Below are 25,012 nucleotides of genomic sequence, written 5' to 3' on the forward strand. Positions count from 1 at the left end.
CGGCCCTGCCTTCAGAGAGAGTCGACATGGGCGTCGGCGAGCCGACGGCGGCAGTCGAGGATGTAGGGGGCGTACGCGGCGATCAGGGGATAGTCGAAGGCGTCGTGGTCGGCGAGGACGACGACGGCATCGGCTGCCGCGAGGCCGGTGGGAGTGACCTCGACCCGCTTGATGTTCGCCAGGCCGTCGGCGCGAGGGTGGGCGTCGTCGCTGACGTGGGGGTCGGCGGCCTGGACCTCCGCTCCCATGCCGATGAGCAGCTCCGCGATCCGTGCCGCCGGAGTCTCCCGAGCGTCCCCGGTGTTGGCCTTGTACGCGAGGCCGAGCAGTAGCACCCGGGAACCGTTGACGGACTTCTTGCGTTTGTTGAGCCCGTCAATCAGTCTCCGGACCACATAGTCGGGCATGTGGTTGTTGACATCGTTGGCGAGCTCGACGAAGCGGAAATTCCGGCCCACGGTTCGCTGGACCCGCCAGGACAGATAGGAGGGGTCTATGGGGAGGCAGTGGCCTCCGACTCCAGGTCCCGGGGTGAAGCGCATGAAGCCGAACGGCTTGGTGGAGGCCGCGTCGATGGCCGCCCAGACATCGATGCCCAACTCATGGGCGAAGATCGACAGCTCATTGGCGAGCGCGATGTTCACGTGCCGGAAAGTGTTCTCCAGCAGTTTCGCCAGTTCCGCTTCCTTGCAGCAGGCCACCGGGACGACCCTGTCGACGAGGGAGGCATAGAAGCGCCGGATCGTTTCCCTGGACGCCTCGTCGATTCCAGAGATGATCTTCGGGGTGTTCTCCAGCCTCCATGTGTGGTTGCCCGGATCGATGCGTTCAGGGCTGTAGCCCAGGTGGAAATCGGAGCCGGCGGTCAGACCGGAGATGCGTTCGAGGAGGGGCCCGAAGACCTCCTCTGTGGTGCCGGGGTACGTAGTCGACTCCAGGACGACGGTCGCCCCGCGCGCGAGGTGGTGGCCGAGCAGTAGAGCCGAGTCCTCGACATGTGAAAGGTCCGGAGCTCCGTCGCGGAGCGGCGTGGGCACCGCGACGACCGCTATGTCGAATCCCTCGCACTCGGACGGATCGGCAGTGGGCCGATAGGCGCCGGTGGCGAGGAGTGGCGCCAGACGCGCGTCGCTGATGTCCTCGATGTAGGACTCTCCGAGCATGAGCCGTTTGACTCGCTGCGCGTCCATGTCGAAGCCGACGACCTGGTGCCCGACCTCGGCGGCCCTCACCGCGAGAGGCAGCCCGACATGCCCCTGTCCCACGACGACTACGCGGAGCCGTTGGGTGCCATGTTTCTCGATCATGCTTTCAACCTCGTTGAGTGAGCGCGCGGATGCGTGCGGCGGGCGGACCTGTGACGGGTCGGCGGCCCTAAGATGGGGAGCGCCTCGGCCGTTCGAGACTCGCTTGGCCGCCTGTCTCGAACGGCCGAGTGCCTTTCCCCTCTGCCCGGGTCGGCCGGAAAACCCGTGGGATGGCGCGAGCCCCGGTTCGATACGATGGCGTGGACTTGCAGACTCGAATCGTCACTGTGCGTCACGGTGATGTGCGATCCAGGTGATCGCGCTGGCTGCAGCTTCCCGACTTGGGCCCGCCGTGGCACTGCCACCGGCGCCGTACGTACGAAATGGAGCATCCGAGGATGGCTCGACACCTGATCACCAGCGCGCTTCCCTACATCAACGGGATCAAGCACCTGGGCAACATGGTCGGGTCGATGCTTCCGGCGGATGCGTACTCCCGGTACCTCCGCCAGCGCGGTCACGACGTCCTCTACATCTGTGCCACCGACGAGCACGGCACGCCGGCCGAACTGGCCGCCAAAGAGGCCGGGCTCTCCGTCGCGGAGTTCTGCGCGCAGGCCCACGTCGCGCAGAAGGCCGTGTACGACGGCTTCGAGCTGGCCTTCGATTACTTCGGCCGGAGCTCTTCTCAGCAGAACTCGGAGATCACCCAGCACTTCGCGCGCAAGCTGCACGAGAACGGTTTCATCGAGGAACGTGCCATCCGGCAGGTGTATTCGCCTGCCGACGGTCGTTTTCTGCCGGACCGGTATGTCGTGGGTACCTGTCCGTATTGTGGCTATGACAAAGCCCGTGGAGATCAGTGCGAGAACTGCACGCGCGTCCTCGACCCAACCGATCTCGTCAACCCGCGCTCGGCGATCAGCGGCTCCACGGACCTGGAGGTCCGCGAGACCAAGCACCTGTTCCTGCTGCAGTCCAAGCTCCAGCGGGAGGTCGAGGAATGGATCGACTCCGTCAGCGCGCAGTGGCCGCAGTTGTCCACCTCCATTGCCCGCAAGTGGCTGACGGAGGGTCTGCATGACCGCGCGATCACTCGCGACCTCGACTGGGGCATCCCCGTCCCCGCCGACACCTGGCCGGATCTCGCGGCCGAGGGCAAGGTCTTCTACGTCTGGTTCGACGCGCCGATCGAGTACATCGCGGCGACGAAGGAGTGGTCGGACGCCGCCCCGGACGGCGAGACCCGCGATTGGAAGTCGTGGTGGTACGAGGCCGATGACACCGTCCACTACTCGCAGTTCATGGCGAAGGACAACGTCCCCTTCCACACCGTGATGTTCCCGGCAACCGAGCTGGGTGTGCGCGAGCCGTGGAAGAAAGTCGATGTCGTCAAGGGCTTCAACTGGCTGACGTACTACGGCGGAAAGTTCTCCACCTCCCAGAAGCGCGGCGTGTTCACCGACGCGGCGCTGGAGACCCTCCCCGGCGACTACTGGCGCTACTTCCTGCTTGCCAATGCCCCTGAGTCGGACGACTCGTCCTTCACCTGGGAGCACTTCACCGCCACGGTGAACAAGGACCTGGCAGACACTCTCGGCAACTTCGTCAACCGTGTGCTGTCCTTCTCCCGGAAGCGGTTCGGCGACGAGGTGCCCGAGGGCAACCACGCCGGAGAGGCGGAGGCCAAGCTCGGCGAGGAGCTCGCACGGCTGCTCGCCGAGTACGAAGAGCACATGGAAACGCTTCAGTTCCGCAAGGCCGCCGCCGCACTGCGCGCCCTGTGGTCCGCGGGCAACTCCTACCTGGAGGAGAAGGCTCCCTGGCTGGAGATCAAGACCGACCCGGACGGCGCCGCGCTGACGCTGCGCACCGCGATGAACCTGATCCATCTGTACGCGATTGTCTCGGAGCCGTTTATTCCGGCCACAGCCGCCGTCATGCGGGGGGCCTTCGCACTGGAAGGGGACACCGCGACCTGGGTCACCGCCGAGCAGGCCAAGGCCCTGAGCGCTGTACCGGCAGGAACCGCGTTCACCGTGCCGCCGGTGCTCTTCGCGAAGATCACGGAAGAGGACCTGGAGTCCTACCGCGCCCGATTCGGCGGCGCTCCGGACGCTTGACCGTGGGCCCCGGGCCCGTACCGTCCGTGCTGTCATCGGGCGGTACGGGAGGTGAGGAAGCCGGGCAGATTGGCGGGCGGTACGTTCATCAGCCGGATGCGGGGAGCTGTGCCGTCCGCCTCGACCCAGGTGACACCGGCTGAACCGGGGACGTACTGGAGATAGTCCTTGAAGCCGTTCCCTGTCAGCCACAGCAGCAGACAGGCGATGCCTCCACCGTGCCCGACGAGGACAGTCGTACGGTGTGGTCCGGTGCGTACCTCGTTCCACAGGTTCACATAGCGGGCCTGTACATCCTCCGACGACTCACCGCTCGGCGTGCGGAGCTGGTGGATGGGCGTACCAAGCCGTGCCGCCTCATCGGCGGCGAGTTCTCGGGGCCGACCGCCGAGGTAGCCGCTGTTCTTGGCTGCCAAGCGCCTGTCCACACGTACGTCGGCCGGACTGAGCGCCGCGGCCAGTAGCGTGACCGACTCACGACAGCGGGACATCGGGCTGACGAGCATCTGGTCCGCGCTGATCCCGGCTGCCGCGAGGGCGCTGCCGACGATGCGGATGTCGTCTCTGCCCCGCTCGCTGAGCCTGCCGCCGACTGCCTGGCCTTGGTGGATGCCCCGCAGGTTCTCCTCGGTCTCGCCGTGCTTGATCAGGTAGATGTGCTTGGTGTGCATGACGTGGCGTCCTTTTCTTGGATCAGTCCCAGTCGCGGACGTCGACACAGGCGGAGACCGCCGCGGCGACCTGGTCGTGCTCGGCACGGCTCATGGCGGGGAACCGGTCGTGGTGCCACTCGATGTAGAGGACCGATATGAGGTTGATCGTCCCGTCGCCGAGCAGCTTGGTCAGTACGGGGTACTCGGCGCCTTCGATGTCCATCTTCACGACGACGTGATCGTCGGGACGGATGGTCCGCCGCAGCCAGGCGCTGAAGTCGATGGCGGGCACCGGTACCGGTGCGCTGTAGTCGATCTGCTGGTCGTACACGGGCGGCACGCGCTTGCCGGGCATCACGGTGGAGCTCTCGTGGTGGCCGAGGAAGAGTTCGATCGTCCCGTCATGGGTCCACACCGCGCTCTGGGAGACCTCGACACGGGTGGGGTGATGGGCCTGTTCGACGTATCGGCGGATGGAAGGGAGCAGCTCGGGGTTCGGCTCGAAGGCGTAGAAGTCGTGATCGGGAAGCTCGTGCATGAAGCGGTTCAGCACGACTCCGAGGTTGGTGCCGCAGTCGATGAAGATCTTGCGCATGAGGTGCTCCCTCGGTCGGCTCCGGGTCAGAGGAGGTCGATCTCGTGTACGACGTGGTCGGTGAGCCGGACGAGGTCGCCGGTCGACGGGCGGTAGCAGCGCTCCTCGTACCGGATGGTGATGCGACGCACGGGTTCGTCGCCGCGGTAGGGAGGGAGGTCGCCCCACTGGTAGAGCTGGCCGCCGGGTGCTTTGAGTCGGCGCAATGACCGGGGCACGGGGCCTTTCCGGGCACCATGATTGAGGCGGTTGAACATGGTGGTCAGGAAGGCGATGTGCTCTTTCGCCTGCTGTTCGTCCTTCCGTACGCGGCCGTAGGTCTCTCTGAGACGGCGAAGCGTCTCCGGGTCCCCGTCCGCCTGGAGGATGAGGTCTCGGAGCTTCCGGTCCCAGACGATGCCGAGGTGGTCGTGAAGGACGGGTTCGCTGGTCAGGAAGTAGCCCAGGATGCGGCCGAACTCCCGTTCGTACGGGCACATGAAGTCGTTGTAGAGGCCCATCCGTCTGCCGGACGCGGTTTCCACCTGCCAGTGGATACGGGCGGTGAACGGGGAGTCCCACCACCCCAGGTGCCAGGGTTGCCACAGCAGATCTGAGGCGCTGAGTATGAGCATCACGAGTGCCAGCAGCGCGGCCGGCCAGCCGAAGGCCGTGCCGTATGCAGCATCGGGCAGTAGTCCCATGGTGATCGCGAGGGCGACGTTGACGCTGATGTTCTCCCAGAAGAGGATGCCGGAGGCGAGGGCGACGGCAACATTGAAGAGGGCCGTTGCCACGAGGGCCGCGATCAGAAGACGGCGATCGAGGAACGCGACCAGCCCGACTGCCTCTGTCATCATCGTCAGGACGTTGACCGGGCGATCCAGGCCGCGTGCGTGGCGCAACACGCGGGACACGGTCTCGGGGCGCAGGAAACGTGCCCAGCCCCAGGCGTATGCCGAAGCCATGAGGTAGTGCGTGCGGTTGTGCCAGGCCCATGACCAGGGGCGCGGCCCGAGTCGGGCTTTGCTCCACGCCGGCTTCACGTAGTGGGAGAACGAGACGCAGCCGAGCACGAGAACCAGTGCGGCGGCGGAACTCGAAGCCTCAAGGAACGCCATCGCGAGGAACCAGGCGAGGTACGCCTTGAGCAGCCGCAACGGCATCATCGCGTGGTGCTTCCAGCCTCGGAGCCTTCCGCAGTACACCCCCATCCAGGCCAGGAGAGCCGGGGGCCAGAAACAAGCGGCGGCACCGAGGGCCAGAAGGAGCTGCTTGTCCAGGCGCTGCGGCCCCATGGGCTCCGTCACGTCGTAGTCGCTCGTCGTTCCCTGCCAGGTGAGCAGCGCGATAACGAACATGACGAACCATCGGATAGGCCCTGGCTCGGGCGGCGGAAGGAAGGCGGGCAGTACTGCGGGAGGGACGCCCGCAACGAGGATCACTGCGGCAGACCGGCGTGCGATGCCCCGTACTGCGGGCGAGATCACGAATCGGTAGCAGACCGCTACAGCAGCGACGGTCATGGCAGTGTGCAGATAAACGGCGAGCGGTGGCGTCCCCATGGCGCCTACCGCGTGGACGGCGCGAGGACCGGCGAACTGGCTGCGGGCAGACTCTCCAGGTAGGAGGCGATCCGCTCCCGCGGGTCGACCGCGAGATGCTCGCTTCGGTGGCGTACGACGTTCGAGCGGAGTTCACGGCTTCGGTTGAGGAAGTCGAGCACCGCGCCGCCGTCGACGCGGGGCGCTGATGTACCCAGTTCCGCCTCATGGACGACCTTGGCGCACCAGTGCTGATCGTATGTGGGCAGGGGGATCAGATGGACCGGCTTGCCGAGGACGAAAGCTTCGCTGATGAGGTTGAAACCGGCGTTGGAGAAGATGCCCTCGGACCGCGCCATGTCTCTGATGAACGCCTCGCGGTCGAAGAAGCGGATCTCGATCTTGCCATCTGCGTACCGGCGCAACTTTTCGGCCTCCGTCGGCTGTACGTAGATCCGCAGGGCACGGTCCGGAACGTACTGGCGGAAGACGGCGATCAGGTTTCGGACGGAGTCTTCCGGTCCGTGGTCGAAGTAGCGCGAGAAATAGGCCGTGGCGACGGGTTCGGTGGTGACCTGCGTGGAGCGCACTGAGTCGGGGATGACCGGGGCGATGAACTCCACCTTTCGGTCGTCCGCTTCCAGCGGGACGTACGAGCAGATGAAGGACCGGTCGACGCGGGGCGCGAAGTGGCGGAGCCGCTGCTCATCGGCGGTCCGGGCGTACGTACCGACACCTGGCAGGTCAAGGTGTCGGTACTTGCTCTGCTGGTCAACGGAGATCAGTGGCCTGTCGAAGTGGTAGGCCAGCCGTGGAGTGTTGGGCTCGTAATCGGTGATGAATACGTCGGGGATACCCGTCTCGCGGATGATCTGACGCAACCGCATGTGCTTGGCGAAGCCAACGGGGGCTCGCAAGAGGTTCGCACGGACCGCGTCACTCGCGTAGATACGGTCCGCGCGGGCGAGGAGCGTCGGCATCCATCCGTCCCACGCGGGGAAGCCGAGGTCGCGGAAGTACTCCACGCGGGCGGAACCGTTGGTGACGATGCGTACCGAGTGCCCGCGGTCGCGGAGATACTGAGCGATCACGCTCTGCCTGACGGAGTGCCCCATACCGATGCCGTTGACACCGATGATCACACTGAGCGGACGTATGTTTCCGGACAAGGTCATCCTTTCGGTCGGGAGAGACGGGTGAGGACGTTGCGGGTGATGGCCGCGACCTGCGAATCGGTGGTCAGCAGACGGGCCCAGTCGGTCGTGGCAGCGGTGAAGACGGTGCCGTTCGCCGTATAGAGGCCGAGCGTCGCGGCCCGGGGGCTGTCCACCACCTCCCGAGCAGCGAAGTTCCAGTCGGAAGGCAGCGAGGCGATGCCGAGGATCTCGAAGTCCTTCGGTGTCCCGTCCTGGCCTGTCGGACGAGGCCGTCCGGATGCGGCGAGCTCGTACGCCGCCCCGTCGGATTCGTAGCCGACCAGCGCGCCTTCGCGGCCGATGATGTCGCCCGTCCGCAGGCCCGTGCCGGAGAAGAGCCAGTGGTCCGCGTCCGTGACGGTGAAGCCGAGTTGAGTACGCGATCCGTCCCAGTGGCCGCCGCCGTTGCGGTAGCTCACGCCGAGGAGGGAGTTCTCGGGCTCCGACTCCCACCAGTGATCCGGGCAGCCGTGCGAGCTGTCAGGATCCGTTCCGGCGGGGGCTCCGGGCGGGAACTTGTCGCAGTGCAGACCGGACCCGTCAGGGGCCACGCGCACTCGCCACCAGCAGCTATTGGCACCGAAGTTGGCGATGTTGCCCCCGCCGTCCCGAAACGCGGTGACGTTTCGGCGTATCTCGGTGCTCCAGTACTCGTCGTGACCGGCGGCGACCAGGAGGCGGTATCCGTCATGAAGGTGTCGGCCTTCGTGAAGGTCCAGATCGGTGCAGTAGTCGCTCTCGATCCGGTTCTCCTCCATCCATCTGATGAAGGGGGCGTCCCAGTGGGCGAACGTCTGCCGCGGGGAGGTGGCGTCGTACGGGTCGGGCAGGCCCTTGACGGGGCCGCCGACACCGCCTCCGGGCCGGAGCATGCTGACGCCGGCGGCGCTGTAGAGACTGCCTCCCCCCGCTGTGTTGTAGGCGTGGTACGTGAAGGTCGGAATCTTGAAGAGGACCCTGCGGCCGGTCGGAGCCGACGGTGTGACGACGAAGAGGATCCGAGCCCCACGGGAGTCCAGTGGCGGTATGCCCGACAGCGGCTCCGTGCTCAGCGTCGCGATGTAGACCCCGGACCTCCACTCGGGGGGTACGAGGAACTCATAGGCGGGCCACCGCCAGTCCGCGTCGAACGTGTCCGGCTCCGCGACGCGGCCGGGCCACTCGACGTGCCCCGCGTGGTGAGGCACCGCGCCCCAGCGGTAGAAATCCACGCGGCAACGCGGGGCCGATGTGGCGATATGCAGCCGGAGCACTTCGCCGGCGCGGACGCTCGACCGGGCCGGGTACCCGTTGATGTCCGTCATTCGCTGGGCCAGGGGCGGGCGACACCAGCGATGTGGAAGCGGTCGACCGGCTCGATCCGGGCTTCCCATTCCAGGTCACGCAGCTCCGACGTGAGGTCGGCGGAGTCCCGCAGCACCTTCACCGCCAGGTGGTGGGACCCGTCGGCGAGCTTGCGGCGCACCGTGGGCACCTGAGCCTCGCCGACGACCTCCTCGATCTCCGCCTTTGCGGGTGCGTCGTCGAGGAACACCACGCGGCCGCCCGGTGCCAGCGTCCACCTCAGCAGGTCCCAGAATGCCTCCATCTCCACCGGCGGCACATGGCTCAGCCAGAAGGCGAAGAAGACGGTGTCGTACCGGCGATCCGGCTCCCAGCCGAATACGTCCGCCTCAAGGAAGCGGGTCGGTGTCCCGTGCAACCGCTCACGTGCCACGGACAGCATCTCCGGCGCGGCGTCCAGCGCGGTCAGGCTACGAGCACGGTCGGAGATCAGCCGGGTCCACTGGCCCGTACCGCACGCCAGTTCCAGCACATCACCGTGGATCGGCAGCCCGTCCAGGGCGTTCGCGAGGCGGGGCATGTGCATGCGCTCGCTGTAAGCGATGTCGTATTCGGCGGCTCGCGCTCGGTAGTACGCGATCTGGTGCTCAGACCACTTACCTCTGTCGCCATGCCGCTCTGTCGTCCCGGTCACTCAATGACCACCCTTCCGTAACCATCCGGAGCGGTCGTGCTCCGTGGTGAGGAGACTGCCGTGGCATGCCGGACAGCGGGCTGCCGTTGTGTCGCACTCGCGTGGCAGCGCCATCGCGCACATGAGTGGTCGCCCATCCCTGGGCTCGGGCTCGCCGAGGCACCCCAGGTGCTGAACCCGTGCTGAACTCCTGTCGCAGTGAAGGCCCTACGCCGCTGGTCAGACCGCCCTACGCTGTTACCGTCGTTGGTGTCGGTCGAAGGAGCCTCGGTGGCCACAGTGCAGCGCTGGACCGGAAGGGAGGCGCGTGCTCTGCGACTCGCGACGCGTCGGAGTGTGCGTCGCTTCGCCGCCTACCTCGGCGTCAGCGACCGGACGGTGTCCAACTGGGAGGCTCGGGGCGAGAAAATCGTTCTCGTTCCGGATTCCCAGGCGTTATTGGATACAGCGCTGGAGCGAAGCGACACGGAGGTACAGCGGCGCTTCTGGGATTCTGTCGGTGCTCCCACTCCTTCCGACGGGCCCACACCGGATCACTACTTCCCCATTCCCGTCCCGGAGCCCGGCTTGGTGCACAGGTCAGATGATTTTGAGAGGCTCGTCTCCGTCCTGCGGGAGGCGTCTGCGGAGGCCAGTACCGCCGCAGTCGCCCTGTGCGGTCCCGGCGGGTTCGGGAAGACGACGCTGGCGACGCAGACATGCGACGACCCTCGTATACGAAATTCCTTCTCGGAGATCCTCTGGGTGGAGACGGGCGAGGGGTGTACAGCGGCGCGGGTCGTCGAACTGATCTCTGATCTGTGCGTTCATCTGGCCGGCAACCGGCCGTCCTTCACGGATCCGGAGCAGGCCGGCTTTCACCTGGCCCGTCTGCTCCAGGGCCGACGTGCTCTTCTTGTCGTCGACAATGTTTGGTCCGCGGCCGACCTCAGCCCCTTCCTCCTGGGCGGGGAGAACTGTGTGCGGCTCGTCACCACGCGGAACGTGCGTGTATGCCCCAGTGCCGCCCGGGTGGTGCAGCTGGGACCCATGGCACCGGGCGAGGTCAGAGAGCTGCTCATCCGCACCGTCGGCACCTTGGATGAGACCGAATCTGCGCGGCTTGCCGACGTGTGCGGTGGATGGCCCCTGCTGGCGTCGATCGTCGGAGCGAATGTCTCACAGGAAGTCGTCTCCGGCGTCCCGGCCGGCCGTGTGGTCGCGGAGACAAGCGCGACGATCCGCGCGTACGGCCCCCAGGCATTCGATGTCTGGGATTCGGACCAGCGGAAGAACGCCATGGGGCAGGCACTCTCGTCCAGCCTCCGCAGCCTTGAGGAGAGCGTCTCGATCGCCGGGCACTCGGACCTCCGGGATCGGTACCTTTCGCTCGCGGTCTTTCCCCCGTCGGTGCCGATCCCCATGTCGGTGCTCACCCACTGGTGGCAGACCGCGCACGGATGGGCGCCTCACGTCGTGCGGCAATTCTGCCGACTGCTGTCCGACCGCTCCCTGATCAGCGCGTATCTCGCCGACCGGAACGCCATTGTCCTGCACGATGTGTTCCGGTCATATCTGCGGCATCTGATCGGCGACCGCTGGGCGGCTCTTCATCAGTCCCTGACCGAGGCGTACCGCCGGAGTACCGAGGGCGCGTGGACGACGCTGGACGGAACCGAGGGCTACCTGTGGCGGCACCTTCCGTACCACCTGCGGGAAGCCGGCCTGGACGCCGAAGTCGTCAGTCTGCTGGCCTCTCCTCCGTACATCATCCGCAAGGTCGGTCTTGTCGGACATCAGTCTCTGACCAGGGACGCGGCTGTGCTGGATGCTCTGTCCGGCCAGCCCGACTCGGGCCACCCTCAACATAGGGAGTGGCTGATTGCCCGCGCCCTGACCGGCGCTGGATACCTGCTGAACGGAGTGGAAAGCCCGGCGGACATTGCCTCGACACTCTCCATCGTGCTGCGACGCGCCCCTCTGACCGAAGCCACGCGAACCGTCGACCGTGGCATCGACGCGGAGGCCGTGTTCACCCCGAAGTGGCTGCTGCCGCCCGAGAACGCCACCACGGAAGCGGCGGTACCCGGCCATATCGGCGCGGTCGTCAGCGTCTCGGCCGTCCGTGACCTGGTGGTTTCGGGTGGTGAGGACGGGGTGGTCAGGTTGTGGAACAGCAGCACCGGCCGATTGCTCCGAGCCCACCACGCCCACACCGGGTGGGTGTTCGCCACCGTGCTCTCGGCAGATGGCCTGGTCCTCGCGTCGGCGGGAGACGACGGGGCGATCCGGTTGTGGCGTACGGACACCGGGGACCCCATCGGGGTGCTGCCCGGGCACAATCGCCGCGTGCGGAGCCTCGCCTTCTCCCCCTCCGGCCCCATCTTGATCTCCGGGGCCGAGGACGGGGCTGTGCACGTGTGGGACACAGACAGACTGGTGCTCGTGCGTTCGATGCGTACGGTCGGCACTCCCGTCTGGTCCGTGGCGGTCGGAGGGGACTCCCACTCGTTTGTGGCCGTGGCCGGCGAGGACGAGTTCGTCCGCCTCTTCGATCTTCGTACAGGCCGCCTCCTGGACGAACACGCGGCTCACCGGGGCTGGGTACGCTCTGTGGCCTTCGCGCCCGAATCATCTGTCCTGGTCTCCGGATCAGGAGACCGCTCCGTCATCGTGTGGGACACGGCGGAAGGACGACTCACGCTCGTTCGCCAGATCGCCGGTCTCAAGGCACGCGTGCGCGCCGTCGCTCTGACTCCGCACGCCGACATCATCGTCGCCGCCACCGAAGAGCCGAGAATCCAGGCGTTCGCGGCGGAAGGCCCAGCGCGCGAGACCCAGCCGCCGCCAGGTGTCGACTGGGTGCGCTCACTCGCCAGAACCGGCGACCGCACCGTGATCGCGGGATGCGAGGACGGCGCTGTTCGTGTCTGGACCGTGGGAAAAAGCAGGCTCAGGACGCTGGCCAGCGGCTCGAACACCGTGTGGTCCACACAGTTCGCCGCCGACGGCCGTACTGCTGCGGTCGGCGATGGAGCCGGTGGCGTCGGCATCATCGATACCTCGACCGGGACGGTCAGCCGGAGACTCGCGGCGGCCCATGGGCGCGTCTGGTCCCTGGCCGGTGGCATGGAGCACATCGCGGCCGCGTGTGGCGACGGGGCAGTCAGAGTGTGGTCGCTGCTCGACGTGACATGGTCACTCACGCTGAACCAGGACACCCCGCGTACGTGGGCCGTGGCAATGGCCCGTTCGGCACCGCGCCTTGCCGCGAGTACAGGCGACGGACACATCCGGTGTTGGGACTTCTCCACAGGGGCACTGCTGTGGAGCCAGGATGTCCATGCCGGTCGACTGCGCTCGCTGGCCTTCGACAACAGCGGAGACCTCCTCGCCGCATGTGGCGGTGACGGTTCTGTACGTGTGTGGCACGCCCCCACCGGCGAGTTCAGAGGCCGCTTCTCCAGCCCCAACGGGTGGGCCCGTGCCGTCACCGTGGACAGACCGGGGCATCGCGTGGCGGTCGGGGCGGGAACCGGTGACATCGCGGTGCGACACCTGGGTACGGACAGGTTCACCTCTCACCTCTCCGGGCACACCGGACGCATCCTCATGCTCGGCTTCGTCGGCGACGAGGACCGCTTGGTGTCGGCTGCGGCGGACGGGACCGTGCGCCTGTGGTCGCTCAGCGAGCAGCGCCAGATCGCCAAGGTCAGAGTGGATGCCTCCTTGCACTGTGCGGCCTTCGAAGCCGGTACGGGCGAGGTGCTGGTCGGCAGCGCGGCGGGGGTCGTAGCACTGGAGATCAAGGATTCATGAGCGATAAGCGAAGGGCTTGGACACTATGCCAGAGAACACTTCCCGCACTTCGGACGAAGGGGCCGACCGTGATTCCGGCCCGGTGGACGAATCCGGCGCGTCGGTCATCCTGAGCGACGAGACCGGCTCGTTCGCCTGGGGAGTCCTGGCCAAACGCCATCCGTCCCTGATCCAGCAGGTACGGGATGCCTTCCCGTACGGCCGCCGACAGCACGCGGCCCTCGATGCCCTGTTGGACGAGATCACCAACGGTGTCGTCGAACCGCTTGCCCCTTCGGCGCACGATCACGGGCAGTGGGCGGAATGGGGGCGGGGGCACTTCGGGCGGCCGTGGTTCGACGCTCCGTTCCTGTGGGCGGAGAGCTACTTCTACCGCAGGCTCCTCGGGGCCGTCGAGTACTTCGGTACGGGCCCGTGGCAGGGTGTCGATCCCTTCGCCCCCTTCAAGCAGGCGGAACTGCGTACTGCGGTGGTGGACGAGGAACTCGGGGCGCTGGACGCGCTCGCCGACGTTTCGGCTGATGAGAGGGCCACGGCCCTGCTCCACGCCTCGCTCTGGGGCAACCGCGCTGACCTGGGCTTCCGTGTCACGGAGGGGGATCCGGCGCCCGGAGACGCTACCGACGGCTTGGTCGCCGATGATGCTGCCGTGCTGTGGCAGTTGCTGCCCGCTGGAGCCGGTTCCACTGTCGCTGTGGTGGCGGACAACGCGGGGCGAGAGTTGATCCCGGACCTGATCCTCATCGACCATCTTCTCGTGCACCGGCACGCCAAGCGGGTCGTGCTCCACGTCAAGCCCTCTCCGTACTATGTGTCCGACGCGATGACGGCGGACGTCGTCGACTGCCTCCGCCGCCTCACCGAGGCACCTGGAGAGGCCGGCCGGATCGGCAACCGTCTCTGGGAGGCCGTGGCGACAGGCCACGTGGAGATCCGCACCCACCCGTTCTTCTGCGCGCCGCTGTCGTACGCGGAGATGCCGGACGATCTGCGCGAGGAGTTCGCGGCCGTCACCCTGACCATCCTGAAGGGCGATCTCAACTACCGTCGGCTTGTCGGCGACCGGATGTGGGATGCGAGGACGCGGTTCGCGGACCTCACGGCGTACTTCCCCGGGGCTGTAGCGGCGCTCCGCACCCTGAAGTCCGACGTCATCGTGGGGCTGGAGCAGAAGACGCTGGATGCTCTGGAACGGTCCGGGAGGGCTTGGCGCACGAGCGGCACTCATGCCCTGGTTCAGGTCCGACGGCAGACCTGATTTCCGCACGGCTCCTAGCTCACTCCATGAGCGGCTGGGCACGGTATGTCCGGCCGCTCGATCTTCCACCAGGCGTCAGCCTCCCGTCGGAATCCTGGCGGAAGGAACAAACAGGAGGCAGTACGAGGTGGCTGAGTACGCGGCATCGCCGTCGGCCCGGAGCAGGCTTCTGGGAGCGATCGAGCGGTCGGTCCGCTTGGAGCTCCGCAGTGATCTGCTGAGCCACGTGCCCCCGTGTGGTTGGGGGCGCCCTTCCGCCGGTCCACCTTCGGCCGTACATGGCGGGCGGCACGAGAGCGGGTCGGCATGGAGCCGGGCTTCCGCTTCTGCGATCTGAGGCACACGGGCAACACTCTGCTCGCCGAGACCGGGGCCAGCACCAGGGACCTCATGGTCCGGATGGGCCAGTCCTCAGTCCGGGCCGCGATGATCTACCAACACTCCACGGCCAAGCGGCAGAAGGAAACCGTGGTCGGGGTCACATGAAATCGATCTCGGGATGCGGGACGTCGGCGGAGAAGGCCGCCCGGCGGGATGCCCCGCACCTCGCTGTGAAGACTCCCCGGGTGCGTAGTGGTGCGAGGTCCTGGAATTGGTCTAGACAACAAGAAAGACCCCGGTCTGTGACCTGGGCCTTTATCGTGGAGCGGGTGACGAGAATCGAACTCGCGCTCTGAGCTTGGGAAGCTCATGTTCTACCATTAAACTACACCCGCCTGAGGTCCCGGAATGATCCGGTACCGCGCAGCTCACCTTACCTCATTCCGTCCGCGACGGGTACGGACCCTTCCTCCGTGGTCGTCCCGAAGGGCGGATGGGGCTGTGCGGTGGGGGAGTTGAGGCGGCCGGAGGACGCGGCGCGAGTTCCGGTGCGGCGTCCGAGTAGGGCGGGTCCGGGCGTTCTGCGTATCCTCGGGGGGTGCTTCTCTCAGACAAGGACATCCGGGCGGAGATCGACGCCGGACGGGTGGGCATCGACCCGTATGACGAATCCATGGTGCAGCCGTCGAGCATCGATGTGCGGTTGGACCGCTACTTCCGGGTGTTCGAGAACCACCGCTATCCGCATATCGACCCCGCGGTCGAGCAGGCGGATCTGACCCGTACGGTCGAGCCGGACGGTGACGAGGCGTTCATCCTGCACCCGGGCGAGTTCGTGCTGGCGTCGACGTACGAGGTCATCTCGCTGCCCGACGACATCGCCTCCCGGCTGGAGGGGAAGAGCTCCCTCGGCCGGCTCGGGCTGGTCACCCACTCGACCGCCGGCTTCATCGACCCCGGGTTCTCCGGACACGTCACGCTGGAGCTGTCGAATCTCGCGACCCTGCCGATCAAGCTCTGGCCCGGGATGAAGATCGGACAGCTCTGCATGTTCCGGCTGTCCTCGCCCGCGGAGTACCCGTACGGCAGCGAGCGCTACGGCTCCCGTTACCAGGGGCAGCGCGGGCCCACGGCGTCGCGCTCGTTCCAGAACTTCCATCGGACGCAGGTGTGAGCATGAGCGATGTACGAGAGAACCTGACGTACGAGAAGTTCGGCGGGGCGATCCGGGAGCTGGCGCAGACGATCGCGGACGACGGGTACGAGCCCGACATCGTGCTGTCGATCGCGCGCGGCGGGGTCTTTGTCGCGGGTGGTCTGGCATACGCGCTGGACTGCAAGAACATCCACCTGGTGAACGTCGAGTTCTACACCGGGATCGGGACCACCCTGGCGATGCCGGTCATGCTGGCCCCGGTGCCCGACGCGATCGACTTCAGCAACAAGAAGGTGCTCATCGCCGACGATGTCGCGGACACCGGCAAGACCCTGAAGCTGGTCCACGACTTCTGCAAGGACCATGTCGCCGAGGTCCGCTCCGCCGTGATCTACGAGAAGTCCCACTCGCTCGTGAAGTGCGAATACGTCTGGAAGCGCACCGACGACTGGATCAACTTCCCCTGGAGCGTCGACAAGCCCGTCGTCCAGCGGAGCGGCCAGGTCCTCGACGCCTGACAAGAGGCGACGAGAAGCGACAAAAGGCTGCGGGAAGCGGCGGGACGGCAAGGAACAGCAGAAGGGCCCGGACGGAGTCACTCCGTCCGGGCCCTCCGCCTTCGCCGTGTGCTCAGATCGTGCCCAGCTTGATGATCGACAGCAGTCCGATGAGCTGGATCGCCGACGCCCCCAGCGCCTTCGGCCAGGGCAGATCGTGCGAACGGCGCATCATCGTCGTGAACAGCGCACTCGCCGCCAGCCAGGTGAGCCAGCCGATGACCTGGACGAGAGAGTTCTCCCCGCCCAGGAACATGGCGAAGATCAGCCGGGGCGCGTCTGTGATCGACATGATCAGCATGGAGAGGCCCACGGTCGGCTGCCAGGAGCCGGTGCCGCCGAGCTGGCGGCCCAGGGTGTGGGTCACCGCGCCCAGGATCAGACCGCCGATGACGAAGGCGACGCCGGTGGTCAGGACATAGGGGATCGCCGTCGAGATCGTGGCGTTGATCGTCTCGTCGCGCGCCTGGTCGAAGCCGAAGAGCGCGAGTGCGCCGTAGAGGAAGGTGACCACCAGCGCGGGGCCCCAGACCGCGTAGTCCCGCATCTGCCAGAACGTCGCGTCGGGGCGCAGCACGATCCCGCTGAGGAGCTGCTTCCAGGGCAGACGGGGTCCTGCGGGCGGCGCGGTCGCCGATCCGGCCTGGTAGACGGCGCTCTCGCCATAGGGGTCCTGCACGGAGAACGCCTGGGTGTGCCCCGGGTTGTTCGCGTACGCGTCCTGCGGGGCGGGAGCGGGTCCGGAGTGGCGCGGCTGGTGCTGCTGATACTGGTGCTGCTGCTGGTACGGGTCGCCGAAGTACTCCGGCTCGTCGTGGCCGCCGTGCTGGCCCGGGTGGCCGGGCGGACCGCCGTGGTTCCGGGGGCCCTGCTGGCCCGGGTGGCCGGGCTGACCGCCGGGGCCGTAATGTCCCTGGTGTCCCTGGTGCCCGGGGTGCGACTGCGGCCACTGCGGTGGTTGCTGCTGCTGGGCATACGGAGGCGCCGCCTGTCCCCCGTAGGCAGGCGGTGCCTGCTGCGCCCGCCGCTGCCCGGGGCCCCCGGTCTGCTGCGGTCGCTGCTGCTGCGTGCGGTTGTCCCGGCCGCGTCCGATCCTGAATCCAGCCACGCTCTCGAACGTACCCGCTTCCCGCGCACCGGATGAGTACGGGAGGGGCGCGAGGGGCTGTTTGCGGCCGACCTGTGACATCCCCTAAGGGGTGTCACTCCCTCATCCCTGAGGCGCCACTGCCTCACCCCTGAGAGGGAACGCACCCCTCCGCACAGCCGACGGGCCCCGCACCGGACACGGCACGGGGCCCGCGGGCCGACGGCGGCCGGTCGGAGACCGGCCCGGCCATCGGTGTCGGCGTCACTTCACCGGTGTCGGCGCCGGTGTCGGCGTCACTTCACGGGAGCCGGTTCCGGCGCCCCCGCCGGCTCCTGCGAGGGGCTCGGGTCGGACGGCGGCGTCCTCACCGATTCGAGGAGGAGCTGCGCCACGTCCACGACCTTCAGCTCCTCCTTCGCCTGGCCGTCGTTCTTCTTGCCGTTGACGGAGTCGGTGAGCATCACCAGGCAGAACGGGCAGGCGGTGGAGACGATGTCCGGGTTGAGGGAGAGCGCCTCGTCGACCCGCTCGTTGTTGATGCGCTTGCCGATCCGCTCCTCCATCCACATCCGCGCGCCGCCCGCGCCACAGCAGAAGCCGCGCTCCTTGTGGCGGTGCATCTCCTGCTGCCGCAGCCCCGGGACCTTGTCCATGATCTCGCGCGGCGGTGTGTAGACCTTGTTGTGACGGCCCAGATAGCAGGGGTCGTGGTAGGTGATCAGACCCTCGACCGGGGTGACGGGGATCAGCCGCCCCTCGTCGATGAGGTGCTGGAGGAGCTGGGTGTGGTGGATGACCTCGTACTCGCCGCCGAGCTGCGGATACTCGTTCGCGATCGTGTTGAAGCAGTGCGGGCAGGTCGAGACGATCTTCTTCGCCGACTGCGGCTTCCGCGTCGACTCCTCCACCCGGCCGTCCTCGTCGAGGGATTCACCGAACGCCATGTTCAGCATCGCCACGTTCTCCTGGCCGAGCTGCTGGAACAGCGGCTCGTTGCCCAGGCGCCGCGGGGAGTCGCCGGTGCACTTCTCCTCGCCGCCCATGATCGCGAACTTGACGCCCGCGATGTGCAGCAGCTCGGCGAAGGCCCGGGTGGTCTTCTTGGCCCGGTCCTCCAGGGCGCCCGCGCAGCCGACCCAGTAGAGGTAGTCCACCTCGCTCAGGTCCTCGATGTCCTGGCCGACGATCGGGACCTCGAAGTCGACCTCCTTGGTCCATGCGACGCGCTGCTTCTTCGCGAGGCCCCAGGGGTTGCCCTTGCGCTCCAGGTTCTTGAGCATCGTGCCCGCCTCGGAGGGGAAGGCCGACTCGATCATGACCTGGTAGCGGCGCATGTCGACGATGTGGTCGATGTGCTCGATGTCCACCGGGCACTGTTCCACGCAGGCGCCGCAGGTGGTGCAGGACCACAGGACGTCCGGGTCGATGACGCCGCCCGTGGCGAAGCCGCTGTCGGACACCGCCCCGGCGGTGCCGATCAGCGGGCGCTCGGCCTCGGCCAGCGCGCTCGCGGGGACGTCCTTCAGTGCCTCGGCGGACGCCTTCTCCTCGCCCTCCGCGGTTTTGCCGCCGCCCGCCAGCAGATAGGGGGCCTTGGCGTGCGCGTGGTCGCGCAGGGACATGATCAGCAGTTTGGGGGAGAGCGGCTTGCCGGTGTTCCAGGCCGGGCACTGCGACTGGCAGCGTCCGCACTCGGTGCAGGTGGAGAAGTCGAGGATGCCCTTCCAGGAGAAGTGCTCGACCTGGGAGACGCCGAAGTCGACCTCGGCGTCCTCGTCCTCGAAGACCGTCTCGAAGTCGATCTCCTTGCCGCCGGAGGTCATCGGCTGGAGCGCGCCCAGCGCCGTGGACCCGTCCGCGTTCCGCTTGAACCAGATGTTGGGGAAGCCCAGGAAACGGTGCCAGGCCACACCCATATTGGTGTTGAGCGAGACCGTGATCATCCAGATCAGCGAGACACCGATCTTGATCATGGCGGTGCAGTAGATCAGGTTCTGGAGCGTGCCCACGTCCAGCCCGTCGAAGGCCAGGACCAGCGGGTACGAGACGAAGTACGCCGCCTCGTAGCCGTCGACGTGGTGGATCGCGCCCTCCAGGCCGCGCAGCACCAGGATGGCCAGGCCGATGGTGAGGATGACGTACTCGACGAAGTACGCCTGCCATGCCTTCGAGCCCGCGAAGCGCGACTTGCGGCCCGCCCGGGAGGGCAGGCTGAGCAGCCGGATCGCCATCAGGACGAGGATGCCCACCACCGTCATCAGGCCGATGAACTCGATGTACATCTCGAACGGGACGAAGCCGCCGATGACCGGGAGCACCCAGTCCGCCTGGAAGAGCTGTCCGTACGCCTGCGCCAGGGTCGGCGGCAGGGTGAGGAAGCCGATCGCGACGAACCAGTGGGCGAAGCCCACGACGCCCCAGCGGTTCATCCGGGTGTGCCCCAGGAACTCCCTGGCCAGGGTGAGGGTGCGCTGCTTGGGTTCATCGGTCCGGCTGCCCGCGGGCACCGGTTGGCCGAGCTTCACGAAGTGGTAGATCTGCGCGACGGCACGGGCGATGAGCGCAACGCCGACCACGGTCAGGACCAGTGACACGACGATCGCGGCGAGTTGCATGGAGGGCTCCTCGGGCCTGCGAGGGTAGGGACCACCGCACTGCCCGGCGCCGCCGAGCAAGGCAGCCCTCAGGCACTACTAAGCGGTAACTTATTGAGTTCGTGCTGAGACTACCCACTTACGGCGCCGCACTGTAGCGGGACGGCCGGTGATCTGTATCGCTCGGTGCCGGATCTTCCGGCCGGACCGGGGCTACCGGCCCCCTGCGGGGCGGCCCCGGAGCGCCACCGGCACGGTGCGCGCCAGGATCGCCAGGTCGAGGCCGAGCCAGTGCTCCTCCAGATAGTGGAGGTCGAGCACGGCCATCTCCTCCCAGGGCAGCTCCGAGCGGCCCCCGATCTGCCAGGGGCCGGTCATGCCGGGGCGCACCGCCGTGCGCGCCCGCTCCGGGCCCGTCGCCGACCAGGCCCGTTCCAGGGGGATCGGGTACGGGCCGACGAGCGACATCTCGCCGCGCACGACATTGGCCAGTTCGGGGAGGTGGTCGAGGCGGTGGCGGCGCAGGAACCGGCCGCTCCGGGTGGCCGGGTCGGTACGGAAGGCCAGCATCGCGAAGGGGCGGCCCGCGAGGCCCGCCCGGACCCGGGGGACGAGGACGGGGCCCCGGGAGCCCGCCGCGACCGCCGCCGCGGCCGTCAGCAGGGCGGGGGAGAGCAGAAGCAGCAGCAGGGCGGCGCCGAGGAGGTCGACGGCCCGCTTGGCGGGCGCCGAGACGCAGCCTCTTCCGCCGCCCCGGCCCCGGCTCCGGTGCTCGCGCCGGCCCCGGTCTCCGGTGCCGCGCCGCTTGTCCGCCATCCGTTCGTCCGCCGCCCTCGACCGCCGCCGTCGTTGTCTGTCGTCAGATCGGTGCATCTCATGCCAAGAGGCATCAAGGTGCAGAGAAACCCCTCAACGGGAATGACTCTTGCAGACAGGGGAGAAATGCGCGGGAACGACGCGTGACGCCCTTCCGAACCCCCTGCGGATAAGCGCAGGATAAAAGTTGAGCCTTCTCGACTCAGGTCTGTTGACTCCGGGAGGGGGCTCGTGCATCCTTGAGTCAGTTCCACTCAAGTAGTCAGCTGGAGGAATTGACATGGCACGTGCGGTCGGCATCGACCTGGGCACAACCAACTCCGTCGTCAGCGTTCTGGAGGGCGGCGAGCCCACCGTCATCACCAACGCCGAGGGTGCCCGGACCACGCCGTCCGTTGTCGCCTTCGCGAAGAACGGCGAGGTGCTGGTCGGCGAGGTCGCGAAGCGCCAGGCGGTCACCAATGTGGACCGGACGATCCGTTCGGTGAAGCGCCACATGGGCACCGACTGGAAGATCGACATCGACGGCAAGACCTTCAACCCGCAGCAGATGAGCGCCTTCATCCTGCAGAAGCTGAAGCGGGACGCGGAGGCGTACCTGGGCGAGAAGGTCGCGGACGCGGTCATCACCGTTCCGGCGTACTTCAACGACTCCGAGCGCCAGGCCACCAAGGAGGCCGGTGAGATCGCGGGTCTGAACGTCCTGCGCATCGTCAACGAGCCGACGGCCGCCGCCCTCGCCTACGGCCTGGACAAGGACGACCAGACGATCCTCGTCTTCGACCTCGGTGGCGGCACCTTCGATGTCTCGCTGCTGGAGATCGGCGACGGCGTCGTCGAGGTGAAGGCCACCAACGGCGACAACCACCTCGGTGGTGACGACTGGGACCAGCGCGTCGTCGACTACCTGGTCAAGCAGTTCCAGAACGGCCACGGCGTCGACCTGTCCAAGGACAAGATGGCGCTCCAGCGGCTGCGCGAGGCCGCCGAGAAGGCGAAGATCGAGCTGTCGTCCTCCACCGAGACGACGATCAACCTGCCCTACATCACCGCCTCCGCCGAGGGCCCGCTGCACCTGGACGAGAAGCTCACCCGGGCGCAGTTCCAGCAGCTCACCTCGGACCTGCTGGAGCGTTGCAAGACCCCGTTCAACAACGTCATCAAGGACGCGGGCATCGCCCTCTCCGAGATCGACCACGTGGTCCTCGTCGGCGGCTCCACCCGTATGCCCGCCGTCGCCGAGCTGGTCAAGGAGCTGACCGGCGGCAAGGAGGCCAACAAGGGTGTGAACCCGGACGAGGTCGTCGCCATCGGCGCCTCGCTCCAGGCCGGTGTCCTCAAGGGCGAGGTCAAGGACGTCCTGCTGCTCGACGTGACCCCGCTGTCGCTGGGCATCGAGACCAAGGGCGGCATCATGACCCGCCTCATCGAGCGCAACACGACCATCCCCACCAAGCGCTCGGAGATCTTCACCACGGCCGAGGACAACCAGCCGTCGGTGCAGATCCAGGTCTACCAGGGCGAGCGCGAGATCGCCGCGTACAACAAGAAGCTCGGCATGTTCGAGCTGACCGGTCTGCCGCCGGCCCCGCGCGGGGTGCCGCAGATCGAGGTCTCCTTCGACATCGACGCCAACGGCATCATGCATGTCACGGCGAAGGACCTCGGCACCGGCAAGGAGCAGAAGATGACCGTCACCGGCGGCTCCTCGCTGCCGAAGGACGAGGTCGACCGGATGCGCCAGGAGGCCGAGCAGTACGCGGACGAGGACCACCGCCGCCGCGAGGCCGCCGAGAGCCGCAACCAGGGCGAGCAGCTCGTCTACCAGACCGAGAAGTTCCTCAAGGACAACGAGGACAAGGTTCCCGGCGAGGTGAAGACCGAGGTGGAGACCGCCATCGGCGAGCTCAAGGAGAAGCTGAAGGGCGAGGACACCGCCGAGATCCGCACCGCCACCGAGAAGGTCGCCGCCGTCTCGCAGAAGCTGGGCCAGGCCATGTACGCCGACGCCCAGGCGCAGCAGGCCGCGGGTGCCGACGCCGGTGCCGCCGGTGCGGGCCAGCAGGCCAAGGCGGAGGACGACGTCGTGGACGCCGAGATCGTCGACGACGAGAAGCCCGGTAAGGACGGTGCCGCGTGACGGAGGAGACCCCGGGCTTCGAGGAGAAGCCCGACGTCCCTTCCGGCGCCACATCCGACGACGCCGCCGAGGCCGCCGAGTCCCCGGAGAAGGAGGACAAGGCGGCCCCGGCAGGGGACGCAGCCAAGACCGTCGGCCTGACGGCGGAGCTGGACCAGGTGCGTACGGCCCTCGCCGAGCGCACCGGTGACCTCCAGCGGCTCCAGGCCGAGTACCAGAACTACCGCCGTCGGGTGGAGCGGGACCGCGTCGCGGTCAAGGAGATCGCCACGGCGACCCTCCTGACCGAGCTGCTGCCCGTGCTCGACGACATCGGCCGGGCCCGGGACCACGGGGAGCTGGTGGGCGGCTTCAAGTCGGTCGCCGAGTCCCTGGAGACCGCCGCCGCCAAGATGGGCCTCCAGCAGTTCGGCAAGGAGGGCGAGCCCTTCGACCCGACGATCCACGAGGCGCTGATGCACAGCTACGCGCCGGATGTCACCGAGACCACATGCGTCGCGGTGCTTCAGCCGGGGTATCGCATCGGCGAGCGGACCATCCGCCCCGCCCGGGTCGCGGTGGCCGAGCCCCAGCCGGGCGCGGCCCCGTCGGCCGCCAAGGACGAGGCGGCGAAGGACGAGGAGAGCGGTGGCCCGGACGAGGGCTGACGCACACCAGACAAGGACCGTCCGGGGAAGCCGCCCGGGGGCCGTACCGGGCAGCGCCCCGGACGGCCCCCGGGCGGTGCGCCCGGTGACCGCCGGTACACCGGACCCGGTGACCGTCCGGGAGGAGGGACGTCGATGAGCACGAAGGACTTCGTCGAGAAGGACTACTACAAGGTCCTGGGCGTCCCCAAGGACGCCACCGAGGCGGAGATCAAGAAGGCGTACCGGAAGCTCGCCCGTGAGTTCCACCCGGACGCCAACAAGGGCGACGCGGGCGCCGAGGAGCGCTTCAAGGAGATCTCCGAGGCGAACGACATCCTCGGCGACCCCAAGCGGCGCAAGGAGTACGACGACGCCCGCGCACTCTTCGGGAACGGCGGCTTCCGCCCCGGTCCCGGCGCCGGTGGCGGCAGCTTCAACTTCGATCTGGGCGACCTCTTCGGCGGCGGGGCCCAGGGCGGTGGCGGCGGCGGTGCCGGTGGCTTCGGCGGCGGTCTGGGCGATGTGTTCGGCGGTCTGTTCAACCGCGGCGCGGGCACGACGACCCGTACCCAGCCCCGGCGCGGGCAGGACGTCGAGTCCGAGGTGTCGCTCAGCTTCACCGAGGCGGTCGACGGGGCCACGGTCCCGCTGCGGATGTCCAGCTCGGCCGCGTGCAAGGCGTGCTCGGGCACCGGCGACAAGAACGGCACCCCCCGGGTCTGCCCGACCTGTGTCGGCACCGGTCAGGTCTCCCGCGGCGGCAGCGGCTCCTTCTCGCTGACCGATCCCTGTGTGGACTGCAAGGGCCGGGGCCTGATCGCCCAGGACCCCTGCGAGGTCTGCAAGGGCAGCGGGCGGGCCCGTTCCTCGCGCACCATGCAGGTCCGTATCCCGGCGGGCGTCTCCGACGGCCAGCGCATCCGGCTGCGCGGCAAGGGCGCACCGGGCGAGCGCGGCGGTCCGGCCGGTGACCTCTATGTCGTCGTCCATGTCGACGAGCACCCGGTCTTCGGCCGTAAGGGCGACAATCTGACCGTCACCGTGCCTGTCAGCTTCACCGAGGCGGTGCTGGGCGGTGAAGTGAAGGTGCCCACCCTCGGCGGGCCCGCCGTCACGCTCAAGCTGCCCCCCGGCACTCCCAACGGCAGGACCATGCGGGCGCGTGGGAAGGGAGCGGTCCGCAAGGACGGCTCCCGGGGCGATCTGCTGGTCACCGTGGAGGTGACGGTGCCGACCGAGCTGAGCGAGCAGGCGAAGGAAGCGCTGGCGGCCTACCGCGAGGCCACCGCGGACGAGGACCCGCGGGCCGAGCTGTTCCAGGCAGCGAAGGGAGCATGA

The 25,012-nt window shown here is 67.7% G+C and carries 18 protein-coding genes, 1 tRNA gene and 1 pseudogene; 9 read left to right on the forward strand and 11 right to left on the reverse strand.

Features of this window, described 5'->3' with window-relative positions; translation table 11 throughout:
* Window positions 1-11 precede the first annotated feature (11 nt).
* On the reverse strand, window positions 12-1,307 hold the full coding sequence (locus CRV15_RS15075) for a nucleotide sugar dehydrogenase (RefSeq protein ID WP_003955065.1): 1,296 nt from the start codon (window positions 1,305-1,307) through the stop codon (window positions 12-14).
* A gap of 338 nt (window positions 1,308-1,645) precedes the next feature.
* Between CRV15_RS15075 and metG the strand changes: the two genes are divergently transcribed.
* Window positions 1,646-3,370 (forward strand): methionine--tRNA ligase, encoded by a 1,725-nt coding sequence (gene metG, locus CRV15_RS15080; RefSeq protein ID WP_003955066.1) that lies wholly within the window; start codon window positions 1,646-1,648, stop codon window positions 3,368-3,370.
* Window positions 3,371-3,402: 32 nt separating this feature from the next.
* On the opposite strand, the gene CRV15_RS15085 is transcribed toward metG, so the two are convergent.
* From CRV15_RS15085 to CRV15_RS15110, 6 genes are all read right to left on the reverse strand, one after another.
* On the reverse strand, window positions 3,403-4,041 hold the full coding sequence (locus CRV15_RS15085) for a histidine phosphatase family protein (RefSeq protein ID WP_003960983.1): 639 nt from the start codon (window positions 4,039-4,041) through the stop codon (window positions 3,403-3,405).
* A gap of 22 nt (window positions 4,042-4,063) precedes the next feature.
* Window positions 4,064-4,618 carry an FkbM family methyltransferase gene (locus tag CRV15_RS15090; RefSeq protein ID WP_003960982.1) on the reverse strand — a complete coding sequence of 185 codons (555 nt, stop codon included), beginning with the start codon at window positions 4,616-4,618 and terminating at the stop codon, window positions 4,064-4,066.
* Window positions 4,619-4,644: 26 nt separating this feature from the next.
* Window positions 4,645-5,958: a hypothetical protein gene (locus tag CRV15_RS15095; RefSeq protein ID WP_009996688.1), complete on the reverse strand. Its 1,314-nt coding sequence runs from the start codon at window positions 5,956-5,958 to the stop codon at window positions 4,645-4,647.
* 209 nt (window positions 5,959-6,167) lie between these two features.
* Entirely contained in the window at window positions 6,168-7,316 is a 1,149-nt protein-coding gene (locus CRV15_RS15100; protein ID WP_003955071.1) for a glycosyltransferase family protein, read from the reverse strand.
* On the reverse strand, window positions 7,313-8,641 hold the full coding sequence (locus CRV15_RS15105) for a N,N-dimethylformamidase beta subunit family domain-containing protein (RefSeq protein WP_003960981.1): 1,329 nt from the start codon (window positions 8,639-8,641) through the stop codon (window positions 7,313-7,315). The genes CRV15_RS15100 and CRV15_RS15105 overlap by 4 nt, the downstream gene beginning before the upstream one ends.
* Window positions 8,638-9,207: a class I SAM-dependent methyltransferase gene (locus CRV15_RS15110; protein WP_003960980.1), complete on the reverse strand. Its 570-nt coding sequence runs from the start codon at window positions 9,205-9,207 to the stop codon at window positions 8,638-8,640. Before CRV15_RS15110 ends, CRV15_RS15105 begins: the two co-directional genes overlap by 4 nt.
* A gap of 486 nt (window positions 9,208-9,693) precedes the next feature.
* Between CRV15_RS15110 and CRV15_RS15115 the strand changes: the two genes are divergently transcribed.
* The 3 genes and pseudogenes from CRV15_RS15115 to CRV15_RS15125 all read left to right on the forward strand — a co-directional run.
* Window positions 9,694-13,113, forward strand: a complete 3,420-nt coding sequence (locus CRV15_RS15115; RefSeq protein ID WP_230864142.1) for an NB-ARC domain-containing protein — start codon at window positions 9,694-9,696, stop codon at window positions 13,111-13,113.
* A gap of 25 nt (window positions 13,114-13,138) precedes the next feature.
* Complete coding sequence (locus CRV15_RS15120) at window positions 13,139-14,371, forward strand: damage-control phosphatase ARMT1 family protein (RefSeq protein WP_003960978.1); 1,233 nt, start codon at window positions 13,139-13,141, stop codon at window positions 14,369-14,371.
* Window positions 14,372-14,614: 243 nt separating this feature from the next.
* Window positions 14,615-14,851 (forward strand): annotated as a pseudogene (locus CRV15_RS15125) (tyrosine-type recombinase/integrase); the annotation flags it as partial.
* Between the two features lie 162 nt (window positions 14,852-15,013).
* Here the strand turns inward: CRV15_RS15125 and CRV15_RS15130 are convergent.
* Window positions 15,014-15,087 (reverse strand) — tRNA-Gly (locus tag CRV15_RS15130).
* 203 nt (window positions 15,088-15,290) lie between these two features.
* Between CRV15_RS15130 and dcd the strand changes: the two genes are divergently transcribed.
* Both dcd and CRV15_RS15140 read left to right on the forward strand, forming a co-directional pair.
* Window positions 15,291-15,866, forward strand: a complete 576-nt coding sequence (dcd, locus tag CRV15_RS15135; RefSeq protein ID WP_003955077.1) for a dCTP deaminase — start codon at window positions 15,291-15,293, stop codon at window positions 15,864-15,866.
* Window positions 15,867-15,868: 2 nt separating this feature from the next.
* Entirely contained in the window at window positions 15,869-16,366 is a 498-nt protein-coding gene (locus CRV15_RS15140) for a phosphoribosyltransferase (RefSeq protein ID WP_003955078.1), read from the forward strand.
* A 112-nt stretch (window positions 16,367-16,478) separates the two neighbouring features.
* On the opposite strand, the gene CRV15_RS15145 is transcribed toward CRV15_RS15140, so the two are convergent.
* From CRV15_RS15145 to CRV15_RS15155, 3 genes are all read right to left on the reverse strand, one after another.
* Window positions 16,479-17,513, reverse strand: coding sequence for a Yip1 family protein (locus CRV15_RS15145; protein ID WP_003955079.1), 1,035 nt, complete (start codon window positions 17,511-17,513; stop codon window positions 16,479-16,481).
* A gap of 275 nt (window positions 17,514-17,788) precedes the next feature.
* The gene (locus CRV15_RS15150) at window positions 17,789-20,110 is read right to left on the reverse strand and encodes a (Fe-S)-binding protein (RefSeq protein WP_003960975.1); all 2,322 of its coding nucleotides are present in this window, start codon (window positions 20,108-20,110) and stop codon (window positions 17,789-17,791) included.
* 192 nt (window positions 20,111-20,302) lie between these two features.
* Complete coding sequence (locus tag CRV15_RS15155) at window positions 20,303-20,905, reverse strand: sugar transferase (protein ID WP_009996673.1); 603 nt, start codon at window positions 20,903-20,905, stop codon at window positions 20,303-20,305.
* A 280-nt stretch (window positions 20,906-21,185) separates the two neighbouring features.
* Between CRV15_RS15155 and dnaK the strand changes: the two genes are divergently transcribed.
* The 3 genes from dnaK to dnaJ all read left to right on the forward strand — a co-directional run bounded on the left by dnaK (window position 21,186) and on the right by dnaJ (window position 25,012).
* Window positions 21,186-23,045 carry a molecular chaperone DnaK gene (dnaK, locus tag CRV15_RS15160; RefSeq protein WP_003955082.1) on the forward strand — a complete coding sequence of 620 codons (1,860 nt, stop codon included), beginning with the start codon at window positions 21,186-21,188 and terminating at the stop codon, window positions 23,043-23,045.
* Window positions 23,042-23,692, forward strand: coding sequence for a nucleotide exchange factor GrpE (grpE, locus tag CRV15_RS15165; RefSeq protein WP_003960973.1), 651 nt, complete (start codon window positions 23,042-23,044; stop codon window positions 23,690-23,692). The genes dnaK and grpE overlap by 4 nt, the downstream gene beginning before the upstream one ends.
* Window positions 23,693-23,827: 135 nt before the next feature.
* Entirely contained in the window at window positions 23,828-25,012 is a 1,185-nt protein-coding gene (gene dnaJ / locus CRV15_RS15170; protein WP_003960972.1) for a molecular chaperone DnaJ, read from the forward strand.

It is taken from the genome of Streptomyces clavuligerus (assembly GCF_005519465.1).
Taxonomy (GTDB): domain Bacteria; phylum Actinomycetota; class Actinomycetes; order Streptomycetales; family Streptomycetaceae; genus Streptomyces; species Streptomyces clavuligerus.